This window comes from Chitinivorax sp. PXF-14 (assembly GCF_040812015.1).
Lineage (GTDB): Bacteria > Pseudomonadota > Gammaproteobacteria > Burkholderiales > SCOH01 > JBFNXJ01.
Genome location: NZ_JBFNXJ010000001.1, coordinates 269,598 through 284,570 on the forward strand (window position 1 = coordinate 269,598; position 14,973 = coordinate 284,570).

The window sequence follows — 14,973 nt, forward strand, 5'->3', positions numbered from 1 at the left end:
AGTCCTGCGGTGAGGCAACCCCGCCGGCCCTGGCCGGCACAGGAGTCAGGTTGTGGAAATGAACAAGAACACGCGTACCGCCTTGATCGTCGCCTCGTGCGCGCTGGCCTTTTTTGCAGGTTTCATCGCCAAGGCATGGCTGTTCGGGCTATGAACCTGCTTACCGAGAATCGTCAGCTGATGCTCAAGCTGGCGGTCATCGCGGTCATGATGTTCGGCTTCGGCTATCTGCTGGTGCCGTTCTACAAGAAGATTTGCGAGGTGACCGGCATCAACAATGTGCTGGCCGCCGATGTGGCGCCGGTCAACACGCAGGTGGACACGAGCCGCGACATCACGATCGAGTTCGATGCGAACCTGCGCAACGACCTGCCATGGCGCTTCAAGCCCAGGCAGGTCAGCATGAAGGTGCATCCAGGGCAGGTGGTGCAGGTCGAGTATGAATTGGAAAACCTGTCCAGGCGCAGCATCGTGGGGCAGGCGGTGCCGAGCTACGGGCCGATCAACGCGCAGCAGCACTTCAAGAAGCTCGAATGCTTCTGCTTCCGGCAGCAGACCATCGCGGCCAACGAGAAGCGCGTACTGCCGGTGGTGTTCCTGATCGATCGTGCGTTGCCGCCCGATGTGAACACGGTGACCTTGTCGTACACATTTTTTGAGGTCGAGGGCGCCGGGCGCTCCTGATACGACGGGAAAGCATGTCTGAACCGAAGGACGACGGCGGTAATCTTCAGGCGATCAAGGCGATATTCTGGGCCTTCTTCGGCATCCGCAAGCGGCAGGACCACGCCGCCGACATGTCGAAGCTGACGCCCAGGCAGATCATCATCGCCGGCCTGATCGGCGGCCTGATCTTCGTACTGAGCCTCGTCACGCTGGTGAGGCTCATCGCTGGCTGACACGGATAACAAAGGATAAGGGGAGACCTATGAGCGCACAGGCAGAACAGCACTATTTCGTCCCGCAGCCTTCCAAATGGCCGCTAGTCGGCGCCTTTGCCCTGTTCTTTCTGGGCTTGGGGGCTGCCTTCACCGTCAATGGCGTGGGCTTCGGCAAGATCAGCCTGGCGATCGGCTTCGCCATCCTGCTCTACATGCTGTTTGGCTGGTTCGGCCAAGTGATCAGGGAGAGCGAGTCGGGCAAGTATGGCCACCAGGTCGATCTGTCGTTCCGCTGGAGCATGGGCTGGTTCATCTTCTCCGAGGTGATGTTTTTTGCCGCCTTCTTCGGCGCCCTCTACTACGCCCGCGTGATTTCGGTGCCCGAGCTGGGCTCCCTGTCGTACAAACTGTTGTGGCCGGACTTCAACGCTGTCTGGCCGACCCAGGTGGCGCCGGCGGGGGTCGAGGGCTACCGCCCGATGGAGGCCTGGGGCCTGCCGGCGATCAATACGCTGATCCTGCTGACCTCCGGCGCGACGGTCACCTGGGCGCACTGGGGGTTGATCAAGAACAACCGTACCCAGCTGGTTGCCGGCTTGTTCCTGACCGTTGTGCTGGGGATGTTGTTTCTCGGCCTGCAGGCTTATGAATACCGGCACGCGATGCATGAGATGAACCTGACGCTGTCGTCCGGCATCTACGGCACGACCTTCTATATGTTGACCGGCTTTCACGGCGCCCACGTGACCCTGGGCACCATCATGCTGGCGGTCATGCTGTTCCGCTCGATGGCCGGGCATTTCAAGCCGGATCACCATTTCGCGTTCGAGGCGGCGGCCTGGTACTGGCACTTCGTCGATGTGGTGTGGTTGATCCTGTTCGTCTTCGTGTACTGGCTGTAATGGCCGGAGTGCTTACAGGCCAGATCGCGGGATGAGGCCGAAGTAGTAGCCGGCCATCAGCAACAGGAACAGCGAGATCGACAGCCCGACACGCAGCGTCAGCGCCCTGACGGTTTTCTCGGATGCGGCGCCTGGCTTCAATAGTCCGCGCAGCGCGGTGAACAGGCTGAGCAGGATCGCGGCGATGATCAGGATGACGATGATTTTCATGGTGTGTCTCCGAACGATCGGACAAGTGTAGTGCAATGATCACCATGTCTCCAGCCGCCAAAATCGGCCAATTACGCTTCCGCCCGCGGCTGTGGCCCAGCCTGGCCGCGCTGCTGGTCGTGGCGCTTGCCCTGGCTGCCGCCAATTGGCAGTTTGGCCGCGCCGAGCAGAAACGGGCCTTGCAGGCGAAATTCGACGAGGCCCAGGCCCTGCCGGCACTGCCGCTGAAGGGTGGGGAGCCGGTCGATGCTCTGCAGTACCGTCACATCGTGGCTCGCGGCGAGTGGGCGCCGGACAAGGCGATCTGGCTCGACAACAAGACCTACAAGGGGCTGGCGGGCTACCAGCTTCTGATGCCGGTGCGGCTCGCCGGCAGTGAGCAGTTCCTGCTCGTCAACCGTGGCTGGGTGCCGCGTTCGGCCAATCTGGCGAAAGCCGCCGCCGCGCGGGCGGGGCTGGTCGAGGTGCGCGGCTTGGCCGTGGTGCCGCCCGCCAAGTATTTCGAATTGTCGCAGGACACGATTGCCGGCAACGTCTGGCAAAACCTGCGACTGGAGCGTTACACGCGCCGATACAGCGTGTCCGTCCTGCCGGTAGTCGTCGAGCAGGACAGCCATGCTGCCGACGGGCTGATACGCGAATGGTCCCGGCCTGACGCCGGGGTACAAAAACATGTGGCCTATGCCGTGCAGTGGTTGTGCATCGCGGCCGTCGTGGTGGTGCTGTATGTCGTACTCAATACCAAACGTCGTGGCTGACCCGAGGCCAAACCGGCGCATCCTGCTGATCCTGCTGCTGGTGTGCATCGCGCCTTTCGCCGCATCGTATCTCGCCTACTATGTCTGGAAACCCAGCCAGGCCAAGACCCATGGCGACCTGCTGCAAACCAGGCCGTTGCCGGCCCACGTGCTGCCCGACGTCGCCGGCCGGCCGGGCGGCTTGGCCGCGGTAAAGGGCAGATGGGTGCTGCTGATGGCGGATGGCGGCGCCTGTGCGCGCCGCTGCCAGGACAAGCTTTACATGATGCGCCAGCTGCGCCTCGCGCAGGGCAAGGAGCTCGACCGCATCGAGCGCGTGTGGCTGGTGGCCGATTCCGCCCCTGCCAGCGAGCCTGACATGGCCGAAGGCGTGCGACGCTGGCGCGCTGCGGACAGCGCCTTGTTGCGCGAACTGCCTGTTCCTGCAGGCGAGCGGGTCGAGGACTACATCTACGTGATCGACCCCCTGGGCAATCAGGTGCTGCGTTACAGCCCGATGCACAATCCGACGCAGATCATCCGCGAGCTGACCAAGCTGTTGAAGAACAATGAGGCACTGGGTTAGGCCATGATCAGCAACTGGTATCGCAGACTGATTTTCCTGGCGGCACTGCTGACATTCGGCGTCGTCGTGCTGGGGGCCTACGTGCGCTTGTCCGATGCGGGCCTGGGCTGTCCGGACTGGCCCGGCTGCTATGGCAAGCTGTCGCCCGCCCACGCCCATCAGGAGATCGCCGCCGCGCTGGCCGACAATCCACACGGGCCGGTGTCGGCGCCCAAGGCGTGGAAGGAGATGATCCACCGCTATTTCGCCAGCACGCTGGGGCTGCTGATCGTCAGCATCGCCGCCCTGGCACTGGCCCGGCGTAATGCCGTGCGGCAGTCACCGCTGCTGCCGTCCATGCTGGTCGGCATTGTGGTGCTGCAAGGGCTGCTCGGCATGTGGACGGTCACGTTACTGCTCAAGCCGGCCATCGTCACCGCCCACCTGTTGGGCGGGATGAGCATCCTTGCCTTGCTGACATGGCTGGCGCTGCGCCAGCTGTTCCCCTCGCCACGCCCGCTGGCGCCGAGGCTGCGGCCCTGGGCGTTGCTGACGCTGCTGGTGCTGTTTGCGCAGATCGCGCTCGGCGGCTGGGTCAGCACCAACTATGCGGCGCTGGCCTGCGCCGATTTTCCGCAATGCCACCGCGCCTGGGTCCCGGACATGCAGTTTCACGACGCCTTTCATATCGTGCGGGAGCTCGGCATGACGCCGGATGGCGCCTTGCTGAGCCTGGAAAACCTGACCGCGATCCACTGGGTGCATCGTGTCGGCGCCGCGGTGACTACGCTGGTGGTCGGCGGGCTCGGCCTGTTGCTGTGGCGACACGACGGGCTCAGGCCGTTTGGCGTGCTGGTACTTGCCGCGCTGGCCGTACAGCTGACGCTCGGTATCGCCAACATCATGCTGCAGCTGCCCTTGCCGGTGGCCGTGGCGCACAACGCCGGGGCGGCGCTGCTCCTCGTCAGCCTCGTGGTCGTCAACTATCGATTGGGAGCAAGGGGAGACACATGGCCGCTACGCTGAGCTTGCCGCGAACGCACGTTCGCGAGTTCCTGGCATTGACCAAACCACGCGTGGTATCGCTGATCGTTTTCTGCGCAATGATCGGCATGTTCCTGGCCCAGGCGGGGATGCCGCCACTGGTGCCGATGCTGGCAGCCACGGCTGGTATCGCACTGGTGGCCGGTGCCGCGGCCGCCATCAACTGCCTGGTCGAGCAACGCATCGATGCCGTGATGGCCAGGACGCGCGCGCGCCCGCTGCCGCGTGGCCAGCTGAGCAACACCCAGACGCTGACGTTTGCCGGCACCATCGGTGGTGTCGGCCTGTGGTTGCTGTATGCCCTGGTCAACCCGCTGACGATGTGGCTGACGCTCGCCACCTTTGTCGGTTACGCGATCATCTATACCGTCCTGCTCAAGCCCGCGACGCCGCAGAACATCGTGATTGGCGGCGCATCGGGCGCCATGCCGCCCGTGCTCGGCTGGGTGGCGATGTCCGGCCAGGTGTCGCACGATGCACTGCTGCTGTTCCTGATCATCTTCGCCTGGACGCCGCCGCATTTCTGGGCGCTGGCCCTGTACCGCAAACAGGAATATGCCAAGGCCGGCCTGCCCATGCTGCCGGTGACCCATGGCGACGACTTCACCAGACTGCACGTATTGCTCTACACCATCATCCTGACGGGGGTGACGCTGCTGCCGGTGGCGACCGGCATGTGCGGCGGCATCTACCTGCTGTCAGCGCTCGTGCTCGATGCGGTCTTCCTGGCCTACGCGTGGCGTATCTACACCCAGTACAGCGATCAGCTGGCCCGCAGCGCGTTTCGCTATTCGATTCTGTACCTGAGCCTGCTGTTCTCGGCGCTGATGGTCGACCATTACTGGCGGCTAAGCTGGTAAGCTTGCAGCATGCGTATTCCTGTTTCCTTTCTTTCCGCCGCGTTGATCGCGGCGGCATTGTCTGTGGCTGGCTGCGACCGCTCGCCCGCGCCGCCCGCCGAGCCGTTCCAGGCAACCGATATCACCGGTGCTGATTTCGGTACGGATTTCCATCTCACCGACCACACCGGCAAGCCGCGCTCGATGGCGGATTTCAAAGGCAAGGTCGTGGCGCTGTTCTTTGGCTATACCCATTGCCCCGACGCCTGTCCGACTACGATGACCGAGCTCAAGATCGCACTCGGCAAGCTCGGCCCACAGGCGCGGGACGTACAGGTGCTGTTCGTGACGGTCGACCCCGGGCGCGACACGCCCGATGTCCTGTCCAAGTATGTGCCGGCATTCAATCCGACCTTTCTCGGTCTGTCGGGCACCGCGGCGCAATTGGCCGAAGCGCAGAAGGCATTCAAGATCGTCGCGCAGAAAGTGGGCGGCGAAGGCGGGGGATATACGGTCGATCACAGCGCGGGGACTTACCTGTTCGACCGGCAAGGCAGGCTGCGCCTGTTCGTCAGTTATGGGGCTGGAGCCAAGGTGATGGAGCACGATATTCGCCTGCTGCTCCAAGGCCCGCGCTGACTGGCGGAAAATCACGTCATAAATAGCTTGACGGGGCTACCCCATCAGCGTACAAATACGGCTGGTATTTGGATTCAAGCGTTCTGCAGTGCCGGTTACGCCAATGCGGTCTTGAAGCTAAAACCGTAGTGTTTTACGAAACTTTGTACTTTTTGGAGATTCGCAATGGCGACTGGTACTGTAAAGTGGTTCAACGATGCTAAGGGCTTCGGCTTCATTACTCCTGATGGTGGTGGTGAAGACCTGTTTGCTCACTTCTCTGCTATCAACATGCAGGGCTTCAAGTCCTTGAAGGAAGGTCAGAAGGTTTCCTTCGAGATCACTCAAGGCCCGAAGGGCAAGCAAGCATCGAACATTCAGGCTGCTTAATTCAGTTCGAATAGTTCAAGAAAAGCCCGTCGCAAGACGGGCTTTTTTGTTGGCTTGAGCTGAGTTAAAAAAAGCCCCATGTGCCTGTATCACATGGGGCTTTTGCTTGGGCGGCGCCAGCCTTGCTACCTAGGGCTGGGGCTGATCCGCTGCGGTGCCTGGCTCGTGGCAGGCCGTGAACCGGCTGCTTAGAGGAATCGGGCCAGCAGAGCCTTTTCCACGTTCTCGCCCAGTGGCACTCGGACGATATAGCCATTGCCGCTCGCGACGTTCAGATCAAGCCCCTCGCGGGTTTTCATCTGCGTCAGTTCGACCGTGCGATTACCCGCCGGGTGGATGATCTCGAGCTTGTCACCGATCTGGAAACGGTTCTTGACGTCGATCTCGGCCCAGCCGCTTACCGGGTCGATGCCGATCACCTCGCCCACATACTGACTGCGATGGGCTTCCGAATGGCCCTTGATGTAGTTCTGATAATCCTGCGTGTGATGGCGTTCGTAGAAACCATCGGTGTAGCCGCGATTGGCCAGGCTTTCCAGGTCCGAGAGCAGGGCGGGGTTGAATGGACGGCCGGCGACGGCATCGTCGATCGCCTGGCGATAGACCTGGGCGGTGCGCGCAACGTAGTACAGCGACTTGGTGCGCCCTTCGATCTTGAGCGAATCGACGCCGATCCTGACGAGGCGCTCGACATGCTCGACTGCCCGCAGGTCTTTCGAGTTCATGATATAGGTGCCGTGCTCGTCTTCCATGACGGGCAGTAATTCGCCGGGGCGATTGACCTGCTCGATCAGGTAGACACGGTCGGCCAGTGGGTGGCGCTGCTGTTCGCCCATGGCGGCGAAGCTGCGATTGGCGTCATCCATGGCCTGGTTGAAGTCGAACTTGACGACTTCATAGTCGCCGCCGTCTGTTTCCTCCGCGTTCTGTACCTTGTAGTCCCAACGGCAGGAGTTGGTGCAGGTGCCCTGGTTTGGGTCGCGGTGGTTGAAATAGCCCGACAGCAGGCAGCGGCCCGAATAGGCGATGCACAGCGCACCGTGGACGAAGACCTCGAGCTCCATGTCCGGGCATTCCTGGCGGATTTCCTCGACTTCGTCGAGGCTTAGCTCGCGCGACAGGATGATGCGCGTCAGCCCCAGCGATTTCCAGAACTTCACTGCGGCGTAGTTTGTGGTGCTGGCCTGCACCGACAGGTGTACCGGCACCTCGGGCCACTTTTCGCGCACCATGGCGATCAGGCCCGGGTCGGCCATGATCAGCGCGTCCGGCTTCATCTCGATGACCGGCGCCATGTCGTCGAGGTAGGTCTTGACCTTGGCATTGTGCGGCAGGATGTTGCTGGCTACGAAGAACAGTTTGCCGCGGGCATGCGCCTCGTCGATCCCCTGCTTGATCTGCTCCAGCTTGAACTCGTTGTTGCGCGCACGCAGGCTGTAACGTGGCTGCCCGGCATACACCGCGTCGGCGCCGTAGTCGAAGGCGGCGCGCATCTTGTCGAGCGTGCCGGCAGGGAGGAGGAGTTCAGGGGCTTTCAACATGGAAATTTGGGCGAATTGGCTCGGAAGGGCCAAAATTATACGCCCAATTAACTGCTTGATAAATAAAATTATTCTCGTCTGGTGAGTGGGTTTTTTCGCGGGTGCGCGGATAATTGCTGGCAGGTCCATAGTCGTCGGCTGGCGATGGTATGGCAGATGCCATATGATGGCGGGCTAAACTCCATTACCTGAATGGCATGCAACTCCGGTATCCGAAGTCCTTCATCAAGCTTGTGCTCATCGGCTTTACGCTGGTCGGGCTGCCGCTTGCGTTGGCGCTGTTTACCAGTGCGCTGTCGATCGATCGCCTGGCGAAGTACAGCGAGCGCGCCGTCCATCATGCCGCGCAATATGCGCGTGGCACGCGCCTGCTGGCGGAGAGCCTGGCCAGCATGGAGCGCGGCGTCCGCCAGTACGTGATTCTTGGCGATGCCGAGTTTCTGGACGCATACCGTGCGGCGCATGCCGAGTTTGGCCAGACGCTGCAGCAGCTGGTCAAGCAGAAGCCTTACCCGGACCTGGCCGCGCGCCTGCGTGACCTGGGCGCGCGCGAGAAGGCGCTGAACGTGCAGATCACCGAGAATCTTGAATCGGCAGATCGGCTTACGGAAATATTGGATCGTTTCGTCGAGCTCGATGATGCGGTGTCGGTGGTATTGGGTGAGAGCGATGCGCTGATCGAGCACGAAGTCGAATCGATGCGGGACATGGCTGCACATTCCCGCGACATCGTGCTCAAACGGCTGTGGATGTTGTTTCCCATGGCGCTTGCTGTCATCGTCGGCTTTGCCATGATGCTGGCACGCCCCATCCGGCAGATCGAGGCGGTGATCCGGCAGCTTGGCTCCGGTGATTGGCGTACGGAAATCGAGGTCGATGGTCCCGAGGACATGCGCATGCTCGGCGAGCGGCTGGATTGGCTGCGGAGGCAGTTGCGCGAGGTCGAAGAGCAGAAGATGCGCTTCCTGCAGCAGGTGTCGCACGACCTCAAGACACCCCTGTCGGCCTTGCGGGAGGGGGCCGATCTGCTGGCCGATGGCTCGCTTGGGCAACTGTCAGCCACGCAGCAGGAGGTGGCACTGATCCTGCAACAGAATGCAATCAAGCTGCACCGCCTGATTGACGAGCTGCTTCAGTACAGCGCCCTGCAGGCGCAGGCGCGGCAGGTCAAATACGAGCTGGTGCCGCTCAAGCCAATCGCCCGCAAGACGGTGGCAGCGCAGCAGATGCAGGCGCTCAACAAGGCATTGGATATCGAGCTGGAGTGCCCCAGGCTCATCGTCGAGACGGATGCCGACAAGTTGCGAGTGATTCTCGACAACCTCCTGTCCAACGCCATCAAGTATTCGCCGCACAAGGGCAAGATACACCTGGCGCTGGCGAGGCGAGAGGATACGCTGACGATCGATGTGATAGACGACGGGCCGGGTGTCCCTCCCGCCGACAGGATGCGTATTTTCGAACGCTTCTTTCACCGCGGCGCGCCGGAGCAAGGGCCGGTGGCAAGCACCGGCCTGGGTTTGGCGATTGTCGCGGAATTCGTACACGCGCTCGATGGCACGGTTGCCGTGCTGGAGAGCGCACGTGGCGCCCACTTTTGCGTGAGGCTGCCATGCCGTTATTGGACTGATGAAACATGAGATCGTTATGGTTGGCGGCGAGCGTCCTGATGTTGCTCGCCGGATGTGAACAAATGCCGGTCAGGCCTGAGCCACCGGTACCCTGCCCACCCGCCAGCACGGCGGCGGTGCGCAGCGAGGTGGAAGACTGGCTCCTGTTCCAGGAGAAGACACGCAAGATGTCCGCCGCTGAAGTCTCGCGGGAACTGGAGAGCGCGCGGCTTGCCTATCAGAAGGAGCGCAGCGAAAGCAATCGCATGCGTCTTGCCTTCCTGTATCTCGCGGCGACGGGCAAGGGGCGTGATCTGGATAAGGCGATCGGCCTGCTCGAGTCGGCGCAGAAGGAAGCGCGCAGCGATGACCCGGCTCGCCGTGCTTTCGCCGGCCTGTTGCTGGGCCTGGCTGTCGAGATCAAGCGCGACGAGGATCTGATCGAGCAGGACGGGCAGAAACTGCGTGACGAGCAGAAGCGTGGCGATGACTTGCAGCAGAAGCTGATCGATCTGCAGGCCAAGCTTGAAGCGCTCAAGGCAATGGAGCTGCGGGTGAGACGAATCAAGGCGAGGCCGCTGGATGCCAACAAGTAAGCGAATCCTGATCGTTGACGACGATGCCGACCTGCTGCGTTTGCTCGCGCTGCGGCTGACGAGTGCAGGCTATGAGGTTGATGCGGTGGCCAGCGCAGAGGCTGCCCTATCGCGCCTGGCCGTGAGTCGCCCGCATCTGATCGTGACCGATTTGCGCATGGAGGGCATGGACGGCATGGCCCTGTTCGACATCGTGCATCGCAGCCATCAGGGCCTGCCGGTCATCATCCTGACCGCGCATGGCTCGATCCCCGACGCGGTTGCAGCGACACGGCGGGGCGTGTTCGGCTATCTGGCCAAGCCGGTTGAAGGTAAGACGCTGCTCGAAGAGGTGGCGGCTGCACTGCGGGTTGCCGCCGCGACCGATGTGGTGGATGCCGATACCCATGCCACCGACGGCATCCTGACCCGCAACCCGCAAATGCGGGAAACCCTGACCAAGGCCAATATGGTGGCGCAGGGCGATGCCAGCGTGCTGGTGCAGGGTGACAGCGGCACCGGCAAGGAGCTGCTGGCGCGGGCGATTCACCAGGCCAGTGGTCGTCGCGATAAACCCTTCGTGGCGATCAATTGCGGTGCGATCCCGGAGCACCTGCTGGAGTCCGAGCTGTTTGGCCACATCAAGGGCTCGTTTACCGGTGCACAACGGGATCATGACGGGCTGTTCAAGGCGGCAAACGGCGGGTCGCTCTTCCTCGACGAAATCGGCGACATGCCGCTTGCCCTGCAGGTCAAGCTGCTGCGCGTGCTGCAGGACAGGCAGGTGCGGCCGGTCGGTGCGACAAAGCTGGTCGATATCGATGTGCGCGTGATCTCGGCCACCCATCGCGATCTGGCGGTAGCCATCAGCGAGGGGCGGTTTCGGGAAGATCTCTACTACCGGCTCAACGTCGTGTCGCTGAGCCTGCCGCCGCTGGATAAGCGGCGTGAGGATATCCCCTTGCTCGCGGGGCACTTCCTGCGCCAGCTGGCGGGCAAATATCGCAAGACCCTGAGCGGTTTCTCTCCTGATGCCACCGAGTTGCTGCTGGCGTCGGCCTGGCCCGGCAATGTGCGGCAGCTGCAGAATATCGTCGAGCAGATCGTGGCGCTGTCGACGACGCCGCTGGTGCCGGCTGGGCTGGTACAGATGGTGCTGAGCCAGCAGGGCGATGGCATTGCCTCGTTCGAAGAAGCCCGCCGTGGCTTTGAACGGGATTATCTGGTGCAGATACTGAAGATCGCCGAAGGCAATGTCACGCAGGCTGCACGCCTGGCCAAGCGCAATCGCACTGAATTTTACAAGCTGCTGGAGCGCCATCACCTCGATCCGACCCAGTTCAAACCACAGAATTAACTAAATAAACAGTTGCTTAGCTTGTTTCGATAAGATTGTCGTCAATCGACGACAGTGTAACTTATTGATATTTAAGTGATTTAATATTCCCTCCTTATTTCTGTCGCCAACTGGCGACAGTTTCTTTTGAATTAACCTTAATATGTTGCTGCAATATCTTGAATAAAAAGAATATTGCTTGCATGGCACGACTATTGCTGAATATCTCCTGTCTCTAGTCATGAGCCCGGCCTGCTGGTGTTTGGCCGAGCGGTCAGGTTCTTATCATGAAACGCTTTGATACGCTGCTGTATACCTTCAGTCTGACGGCGGGTGTGGCCATGATCGGCCTCAATGTGCTGTCGGCTTACGAAACGGTGGAATACAAGCCGGCACAGGTGGCGTTTGCCGATCAAGAGTCAGACCATGATGCCGTGAAGTTGGCTGCGTCTAATGATGTCGTACCGCCAGCCGAGTTGGCGGATGTTGTCGTCGAGCCGGCCGACAAGGCGCCGGCGCCTGTGGTGCCGAGTGTGAGCAAGCCGGCACGCAAGGACAAGACGATACCGATTGATCCTTCCGCCATGCCTGGCGGTGGGTTTGCTGTAGTTGGCGCGGACGATAGTTGGACAAAAAAATAACAACCTACATCTTCTGAATTTCGACTGGCTGTTTGGAATGGGTGAGCCGGTCAAGAACGTGGATGGGTGACAAGTGGCAGAAAGTAATTGGACTAAACGCACCGACTTTTTTCCGGTGCCAGGACAGAGCGGATACCGGTATCGCGAGCGTCGCGACACCCTGATATCCGAGACTGGTGAAATACTCTATGTGGTTGGCGGCAGTGGGCCGGAACTCGATGAGCTGAGGCTGGATCAGGCTGGTGCCCGAGAACTGCGCGTATTGTTGATGAACCCGTACTGCGAGCAGTTGAAGAGCCATCTGTACCGGATTTCCCGGCACCCGCGGGCCGCGGCAGAGCAGTTGCACCTGCAATTGCTGCTGACCTTGGCGGCGCTCAAGCGGTGGGCTCAAGACGCCGGCTTCGCCTTGCGTTTGCGTGTTTACGATGACTTGCCGTCAAGCAAGCTCAGGCAACTTGACGAGACATCGGCGGTCCCAGCAGAAGGGGTGTGGTGCCCGGCCTTTTTCGGCGGGCCGTCGAAGCAGGTGGAGTCGGTGTGGGATGACCCGACGAATGCCGAATATTGTTTTGAGAAGCATCAGCTTGTCCAGCACGACTCCACCGGGCGGCTGATGCGCAGAATTGATGTAAGTCAGCCCCCCAGGTTGCCTTACTTTGATGACGACGGTGGTTTGGTCGTTTCGATATGAAGTGAAGATTGTTTATAACCACTTGGTAAGGAAGTGAGCCCCGATATGATTACTGATACCGATTTCTTCAATGTGCTGTCGGACGAAACCCGCCGCCGCATGTTGTCCCTGCTGATGACCGAAGACGAGTTGTCCGTATGCGAGTTGTGTCATGCCGTCGATTGCGCGCAGCCCAAGGTGTCGCGCCATCTGGCCAAGATGCGCCAGTCCAAGTTGCTGTCGGTGCGTCGCGATGGTGTGTGGATGTACTACCGCATCAACCCGCAGCTTCCGGCATGGGCATTCAAGATCGTGCAGCTGATGGCACAGGCCGGCGAATCGACCCAGCTGCTGGTGCGCGACCGCAATCGCCTGCTGTCGATGCCCGACCGTCCGGTACGCGAAGCTCGCCCGGGTGCCGCTGCTCCCGGCGCAACGCCGCTGCAGCCACGTCTGGCAACTGCACCGGTATTCGACGCCGGCGTACGTCTGGTACGCTGATGCGGGGTGGGGCGTTTGCCGGCGCGGCCGGCAAACGTATCGCCTGCACGACAAGCGTGTAGCCGTTGCGCATGGTGGCGATGCATGGTGCTCGCACGGGGCTAGAGTACCCGGCCTGTCACCATGACGTATACGCGTAGCGGTGTTGCCTGACAGCGCCACGATCGATGGCGCTGGCGGTTCACCGTTGAATTCTGCACGCTATCCCAGAACAGGCGGCCCCTTGCGGGCCGCTTCCCTTTTCCGGCATGGCGACTGGGCCTATAATCCAAGGCTTTCGTCATGTCAGCCGAAGCATCTTCCATGCACCGTTCCGTTATCGCCGACAGCTCGCGGCTCGTCGTCAAAGTAGGCAGCAGCCTTGTGACCAACGAGGGGCGGGGCCTGGACCACGAGGCGCTGAAACGGTGGGCGGCCGAGATCGCTGCACTCAACCGCGCCGGCAAATCGGTGGTGCTGGTATCCAGCGGCGCGATCGCAGAGGGCTTGCAGCGCTTGGGCTGGAAGAACCGCCCCAAGGCCTTGCACGAGCTGCAGGCCGCCGCTGCCGTCGGGCAGATGGGGTTGGTGCAGGCTTACGAATCCTGTTTCAGGGAACATGGCCTGCGCACGGCGCAGATCCTGCTGACCCATGAAGACCTGGCCGACCGGACGCGCTATCTCAATGCTCGCTCGACGCTGCTGACACTGCTCAGCCTCGGCGTGATCCCTATCATCAACGAGAACGATACAGTGGTGACCGCCGAAATCAAGTTTGGCGACAACGATACCCTGGGGGCGTTGGTCACCAACCTGATCGAGGCCGATGCGCTGATCATCCTTACCGATCAGCGTGGCCTGTATACCGCTGACCCGCGCAAGCACCCGGATGCGCAATTCGTGCACGAGGCCCACGCCGGCACACCGGAGCTGGAGGCAATGGCCGGTGGTGCCGGCTCAGCCGTGGGCACTGGCGGCATGCTGACCAAGATCATCGCGGCCAAGCGGGCCGCCCGCAGCGGTGCGCATACGGTGATTGCCTCGGGCAGGGAGGCCGACGTGCTGTCCCGCCTGGCGGCGGGCGAGGGCATCGGCACGCAATTGATCGCGGCAACCACACCCTTGGCCGCGCGCAAGCAGTGGCTGGCCGACCACCTGCAGGTGCGCGGCCGTCTCGTCGTCGACGACGGCGCGGCGCGGGTGCTGCGTGAACAAGGCTCGAGTCTGCTGCCGGTGGGGGTGGTGGACGTCATCGGCGATTTCCTGCGTGGCGAGGTCGTCAGCTGCGTCACCTTCGAAGGGGAAGAGGTCGCACGCGGGCTCGTCAACTACACTGCGAACGAGGCGCGCAAGATCATGCGTCTGTCCAGCAAGCAAATTGAGGGCGTGCTCGGCTATGTCGACGAGCCCGAACTGATCCATCGCGACAATCTGGTGGTGATTTGATGAAAGGCTATATGATGCTGTCCCGTACCTTGCTGTGGCTGACCCTGGCTGTTTCTCCCGTCGCTTTTTCCGCCGGCATCGATGCCGGGCAATGGGAGTTCTCCGTGAAGAACGAGATGGAGGGCCTGCCGCCGCCGCAGCATTCTCTCAAGCTGTCGAAATGCATCGATAAGGCCGACGCCGCCAACCTGCTCAAGGTCGTGCCGCTGGTCCCGGGCGCGACGCCCGATAGCTGCGAGCTGTCGAACCAGAAGGTGAACGGCAGCCACACTTCGTTCTCGCTTGCCTGCAGCGGCTATCCCCAGGTCAAGGGGGAGGGCGAGGTGCAGCTGGCTGGTGCATCCCTGAGCGGCAGCACCAAGTCCCTGCTGGATTCCAACACCTACCAGAAGCACCTGACCCAGACCTTCACCGGCAAGCGTGTTGGTGCCTGCAAATAAGGTATCGGGTATGAGCCAGGACGGGCCGCTTCTGCGGCCCGTTTT

At 61.6% G+C, this 14,973-nt stretch carries 20 protein-coding genes; 18 read left to right on the forward strand and 2 right to left on the reverse strand.

Annotated features, from left to right (window positions below; genetic code table 11):
* The first annotated feature begins 58 nt into the window (after positions 1-58).
* Genes ABWL39_RS01235 through ABWL39_RS01250 form a run of 4 tightly spaced genes read left to right on the forward strand, consistent with a single transcriptional unit; the run spans position 59 to position 1,783 of the window.
* Positions 59-154, forward strand: coding sequence for a cytochrome oxidase small assembly protein (locus ABWL39_RS01235; RefSeq protein WP_367786416.1), 96 nt, complete (start codon positions 59-61; stop codon positions 152-154).
* Positions 151-684 carry a cytochrome c oxidase assembly protein gene (locus ABWL39_RS01240; protein ID WP_367786418.1) on the forward strand — a complete coding sequence of 178 codons (534 nt, stop codon included), beginning with the start codon at positions 151-153 and terminating at the stop codon, positions 682-684. Before ABWL39_RS01235 ends, ABWL39_RS01240 begins: the two co-directional genes overlap by 4 nt.
* Positions 685-698: 14 nt before the next feature.
* Positions 699-899, forward strand: coding sequence for a DUF2970 domain-containing protein (locus ABWL39_RS01245; protein ID WP_367786419.1), 201 nt, complete (start codon positions 699-701; stop codon positions 897-899).
* A gap of 29 nt (positions 900-928) precedes the next feature.
* A complete protein-coding gene (locus tag ABWL39_RS01250; RefSeq protein WP_367786421.1) occupies positions 929-1,783 on the forward strand; it encodes a cytochrome c oxidase subunit 3 in 855 nt (284 codons plus the stop codon).
* Between the two features lie 12 nt (positions 1,784-1,795).
* Here ABWL39_RS01250 and ABWL39_RS01255 read toward each other — a convergent pair whose 3' ends face one another.
* On the reverse strand, positions 1,796-1,993 hold the full coding sequence (locus tag ABWL39_RS01255) for a twin transmembrane helix small protein (protein ID WP_367786423.1): 198 nt from the start codon (positions 1,991-1,993) through the stop codon (positions 1,796-1,798).
* A 44-nt stretch (positions 1,994-2,037) separates the two neighbouring features.
* On the opposite strand from ABWL39_RS01255, the gene ABWL39_RS01260 reads away from it, so the two are divergent.
* The 6 genes from ABWL39_RS01260 to ABWL39_RS01285 all read left to right on the forward strand — a co-directional run bounded on the left by ABWL39_RS01260 (position 2,038) and on the right by ABWL39_RS01285 (position 6,186).
* Positions 2,038-2,751, forward strand: coding sequence for an SURF1 family protein (locus ABWL39_RS01260; protein WP_367786425.1), 714 nt, complete (start codon positions 2,038-2,040; stop codon positions 2,749-2,751).
* Entirely contained in the window at positions 2,744-3,316 is a 573-nt protein-coding gene (locus tag ABWL39_RS01265) for a cytochrome C oxidase subunit I (protein ID WP_367786427.1), read from the forward strand. The genes ABWL39_RS01260 and ABWL39_RS01265 overlap by 8 nt, the downstream gene beginning before the upstream one ends.
* A gap of 3 nt (positions 3,317-3,319) precedes the next feature.
* Entirely contained in the window at positions 3,320-4,321 is a 1,002-nt protein-coding gene (locus ABWL39_RS01270) for a heme A synthase (RefSeq protein WP_367786428.1), read from the forward strand.
* The gene (gene cyoE, locus ABWL39_RS01275) at positions 4,306-5,199 is read left to right on the forward strand and encodes a heme o synthase (protein ID WP_367786430.1); all 894 of its coding nucleotides are present in this window, start codon (positions 4,306-4,308) and stop codon (positions 5,197-5,199) included. The genes ABWL39_RS01270 and cyoE overlap by 16 nt, the downstream gene beginning before the upstream one ends.
* A 9-nt stretch (positions 5,200-5,208) precedes the next feature.
* Positions 5,209-5,817, forward strand: coding sequence for an SCO family protein (locus tag ABWL39_RS01280; RefSeq protein ID WP_367786432.1), 609 nt, complete (start codon positions 5,209-5,211; stop codon positions 5,815-5,817).
* Positions 5,818-5,982: 165 nt separating this feature from the next.
* On the forward strand, positions 5,983-6,186 hold the full coding sequence (locus ABWL39_RS01285; RefSeq protein ID WP_367786434.1) for a cold-shock protein: 204 nt from the start codon (positions 5,983-5,985) through the stop codon (positions 6,184-6,186).
* 188 nt (positions 6,187-6,374) lie between these two features.
* Here ABWL39_RS01285 and yegQ read toward each other — a convergent pair whose 3' ends face one another.
* Positions 6,375-7,727, reverse strand: coding sequence for a tRNA 5-hydroxyuridine modification protein YegQ (gene yegQ / locus ABWL39_RS01290; protein WP_367786436.1), 1,353 nt, complete (start codon positions 7,725-7,727; stop codon positions 6,375-6,377).
* Positions 7,728-7,924: 197 nt separating this feature from the next.
* Here yegQ and ABWL39_RS01295 point away from each other — a divergent pair, with 197 nt between their 5' ends.
* From ABWL39_RS01295 to ABWL39_RS01330, 8 genes are all read left to right on the forward strand, one after another.
* Positions 7,925-9,367 carry an ATP-binding protein gene (locus ABWL39_RS01295; RefSeq protein WP_367786438.1) on the forward strand — a complete coding sequence of 481 codons (1,443 nt, stop codon included), beginning with the start codon at positions 7,925-7,927 and terminating at the stop codon, positions 9,365-9,367.
* A 53-nt stretch (positions 9,368-9,420) separates the two neighbouring features.
* Positions 9,421-9,933: a hypothetical protein gene (locus ABWL39_RS01300; RefSeq protein WP_367786440.1), complete on the forward strand. Its 513-nt coding sequence runs from the start codon at positions 9,421-9,423 to the stop codon at positions 9,931-9,933.
* Positions 9,920-11,269: a sigma 54-interacting transcriptional regulator gene (locus tag ABWL39_RS01305; protein ID WP_367786442.1), complete on the forward strand. Its 1,350-nt coding sequence runs from the start codon at positions 9,920-9,922 to the stop codon at positions 11,267-11,269. Before ABWL39_RS01300 ends, ABWL39_RS01305 begins: the two co-directional genes overlap by 14 nt.
* Before the next feature lie 266 nt (positions 11,270-11,535).
* Positions 11,536-11,889 carry a hypothetical protein gene (locus ABWL39_RS01310; RefSeq protein WP_367786444.1) on the forward strand — a complete coding sequence of 118 codons (354 nt, stop codon included), beginning with the start codon at positions 11,536-11,538 and terminating at the stop codon, positions 11,887-11,889.
* Between the two features lie 73 nt (positions 11,890-11,962).
* On the forward strand, positions 11,963-12,583 hold the full coding sequence (locus tag ABWL39_RS01315) for a hypothetical protein (protein WP_367786446.1): 621 nt from the start codon (positions 11,963-11,965) through the stop codon (positions 12,581-12,583).
* A 45-nt stretch (positions 12,584-12,628) separates the two neighbouring features.
* Positions 12,629-13,063 carry a metalloregulator ArsR/SmtB family transcription factor gene (locus ABWL39_RS01320; RefSeq protein ID WP_367786448.1) on the forward strand — a complete coding sequence of 145 codons (435 nt, stop codon included), beginning with the start codon at positions 12,629-12,631 and terminating at the stop codon, positions 13,061-13,063.
* A 303-nt stretch (positions 13,064-13,366) separates the two neighbouring features.
* The gene (gene proB, locus ABWL39_RS01325) at positions 13,367-14,488 is read left to right on the forward strand and encodes a glutamate 5-kinase (RefSeq protein ID WP_367786450.1); all 1,122 of its coding nucleotides are present in this window, start codon (positions 13,367-13,369) and stop codon (positions 14,486-14,488) included.
* An 11-nt stretch (positions 14,489-14,499) separates the two neighbouring features.
* Positions 14,500-14,928, forward strand: a complete 429-nt coding sequence (locus tag ABWL39_RS01330; RefSeq protein ID WP_367786452.1) for a DUF3617 domain-containing protein — start codon at positions 14,500-14,502, stop codon at positions 14,926-14,928.
* Positions 14,929-14,973 lie beyond the last annotated feature (45 nt).

Bases quoted from the DNA above. Each gene is read 5' to 3' on its own strand.
- ABWL39_RS01235 (WP_367786416.1), top strand. From the start codon at position 59: ATGAACAAGAACACGCGTACCGCCTTGATCGTCGCCTCGTGCGCGCTG.
- ABWL39_RS01240 (WP_367786418.1), top strand. From the start codon at position 151: ATGAACCTGCTTACCGAGAATCGTCAGCTGATGCTCAAGCTGGCGGTC.
- ABWL39_RS01245 (WP_367786419.1), top strand. From the start codon at position 699: ATGTCTGAACCGAAGGACGACGGCGGTAATCTTCAGGCGATCAAGGCG.
- ABWL39_RS01250 (WP_367786421.1), top strand. From the start codon at position 929: ATGAGCGCACAGGCAGAACAGCACTATTTCGTCCCGCAGCCTTCCAAA.
- ABWL39_RS01255 (WP_367786423.1), bottom strand. From the start codon at position 1,993: ATGAAAATCATCGTCATCCTGATCATCGCCGCGATCCTGCTCAGCCTG.
- ABWL39_RS01260 (WP_367786425.1), top strand. From the start codon at position 2,038: ATGTCTCCAGCCGCCAAAATCGGCCAATTACGCTTCCGCCCGCGGCTG.
- ABWL39_RS01270 (WP_367786428.1), top strand. From the start codon at position 3,320: ATGATCAGCAACTGGTATCGCAGACTGATTTTCCTGGCGGCACTGCTG.
- cyoE (WP_367786430.1), top strand. From the start codon at position 4,306: ATGGCCGCTACGCTGAGCTTGCCGCGAACGCACGTTCGCGAGTTCCTG.
- ABWL39_RS01280 (WP_367786432.1), top strand. From the start codon at position 5,209: ATGCGTATTCCTGTTTCCTTTCTTTCCGCCGCGTTGATCGCGGCGGCA.
- ABWL39_RS01285 (WP_367786434.1), top strand. From the start codon at position 5,983: ATGGCGACTGGTACTGTAAAGTGGTTCAACGATGCTAAGGGCTTCGGC.
- yegQ (WP_367786436.1), bottom strand. From the start codon at position 7,727: ATGTTGAAAGCCCCTGAACTCCTCCTCCCTGCCGGCACGCTCGACAAG.
- ABWL39_RS01295 (WP_367786438.1), top strand. From the start codon at position 7,925: ATGCAACTCCGGTATCCGAAGTCCTTCATCAAGCTTGTGCTCATCGGC.
- ABWL39_RS01300 (WP_367786440.1), top strand. From the start codon at position 9,421: ATGCCGGTCAGGCCTGAGCCACCGGTACCCTGCCCACCCGCCAGCACG.
- ABWL39_RS01305 (WP_367786442.1), top strand. From the start codon at position 9,920: ATGCCAACAAGTAAGCGAATCCTGATCGTTGACGACGATGCCGACCTG.
- ABWL39_RS01310 (WP_367786444.1), top strand. From the start codon at position 11,536: ATGAAACGCTTTGATACGCTGCTGTATACCTTCAGTCTGACGGCGGGT.
- ABWL39_RS01320 (WP_367786448.1), top strand. From the start codon at position 12,629: ATGATTACTGATACCGATTTCTTCAATGTGCTGTCGGACGAAACCCGC.
- proB (WP_367786450.1), top strand. From the start codon at position 13,367: ATGCACCGTTCCGTTATCGCCGACAGCTCGCGGCTCGTCGTCAAAGTA.
- ABWL39_RS01330 (WP_367786452.1), top strand. From the start codon at position 14,500: ATGATGCTGTCCCGTACCTTGCTGTGGCTGACCCTGGCTGTTTCTCCC.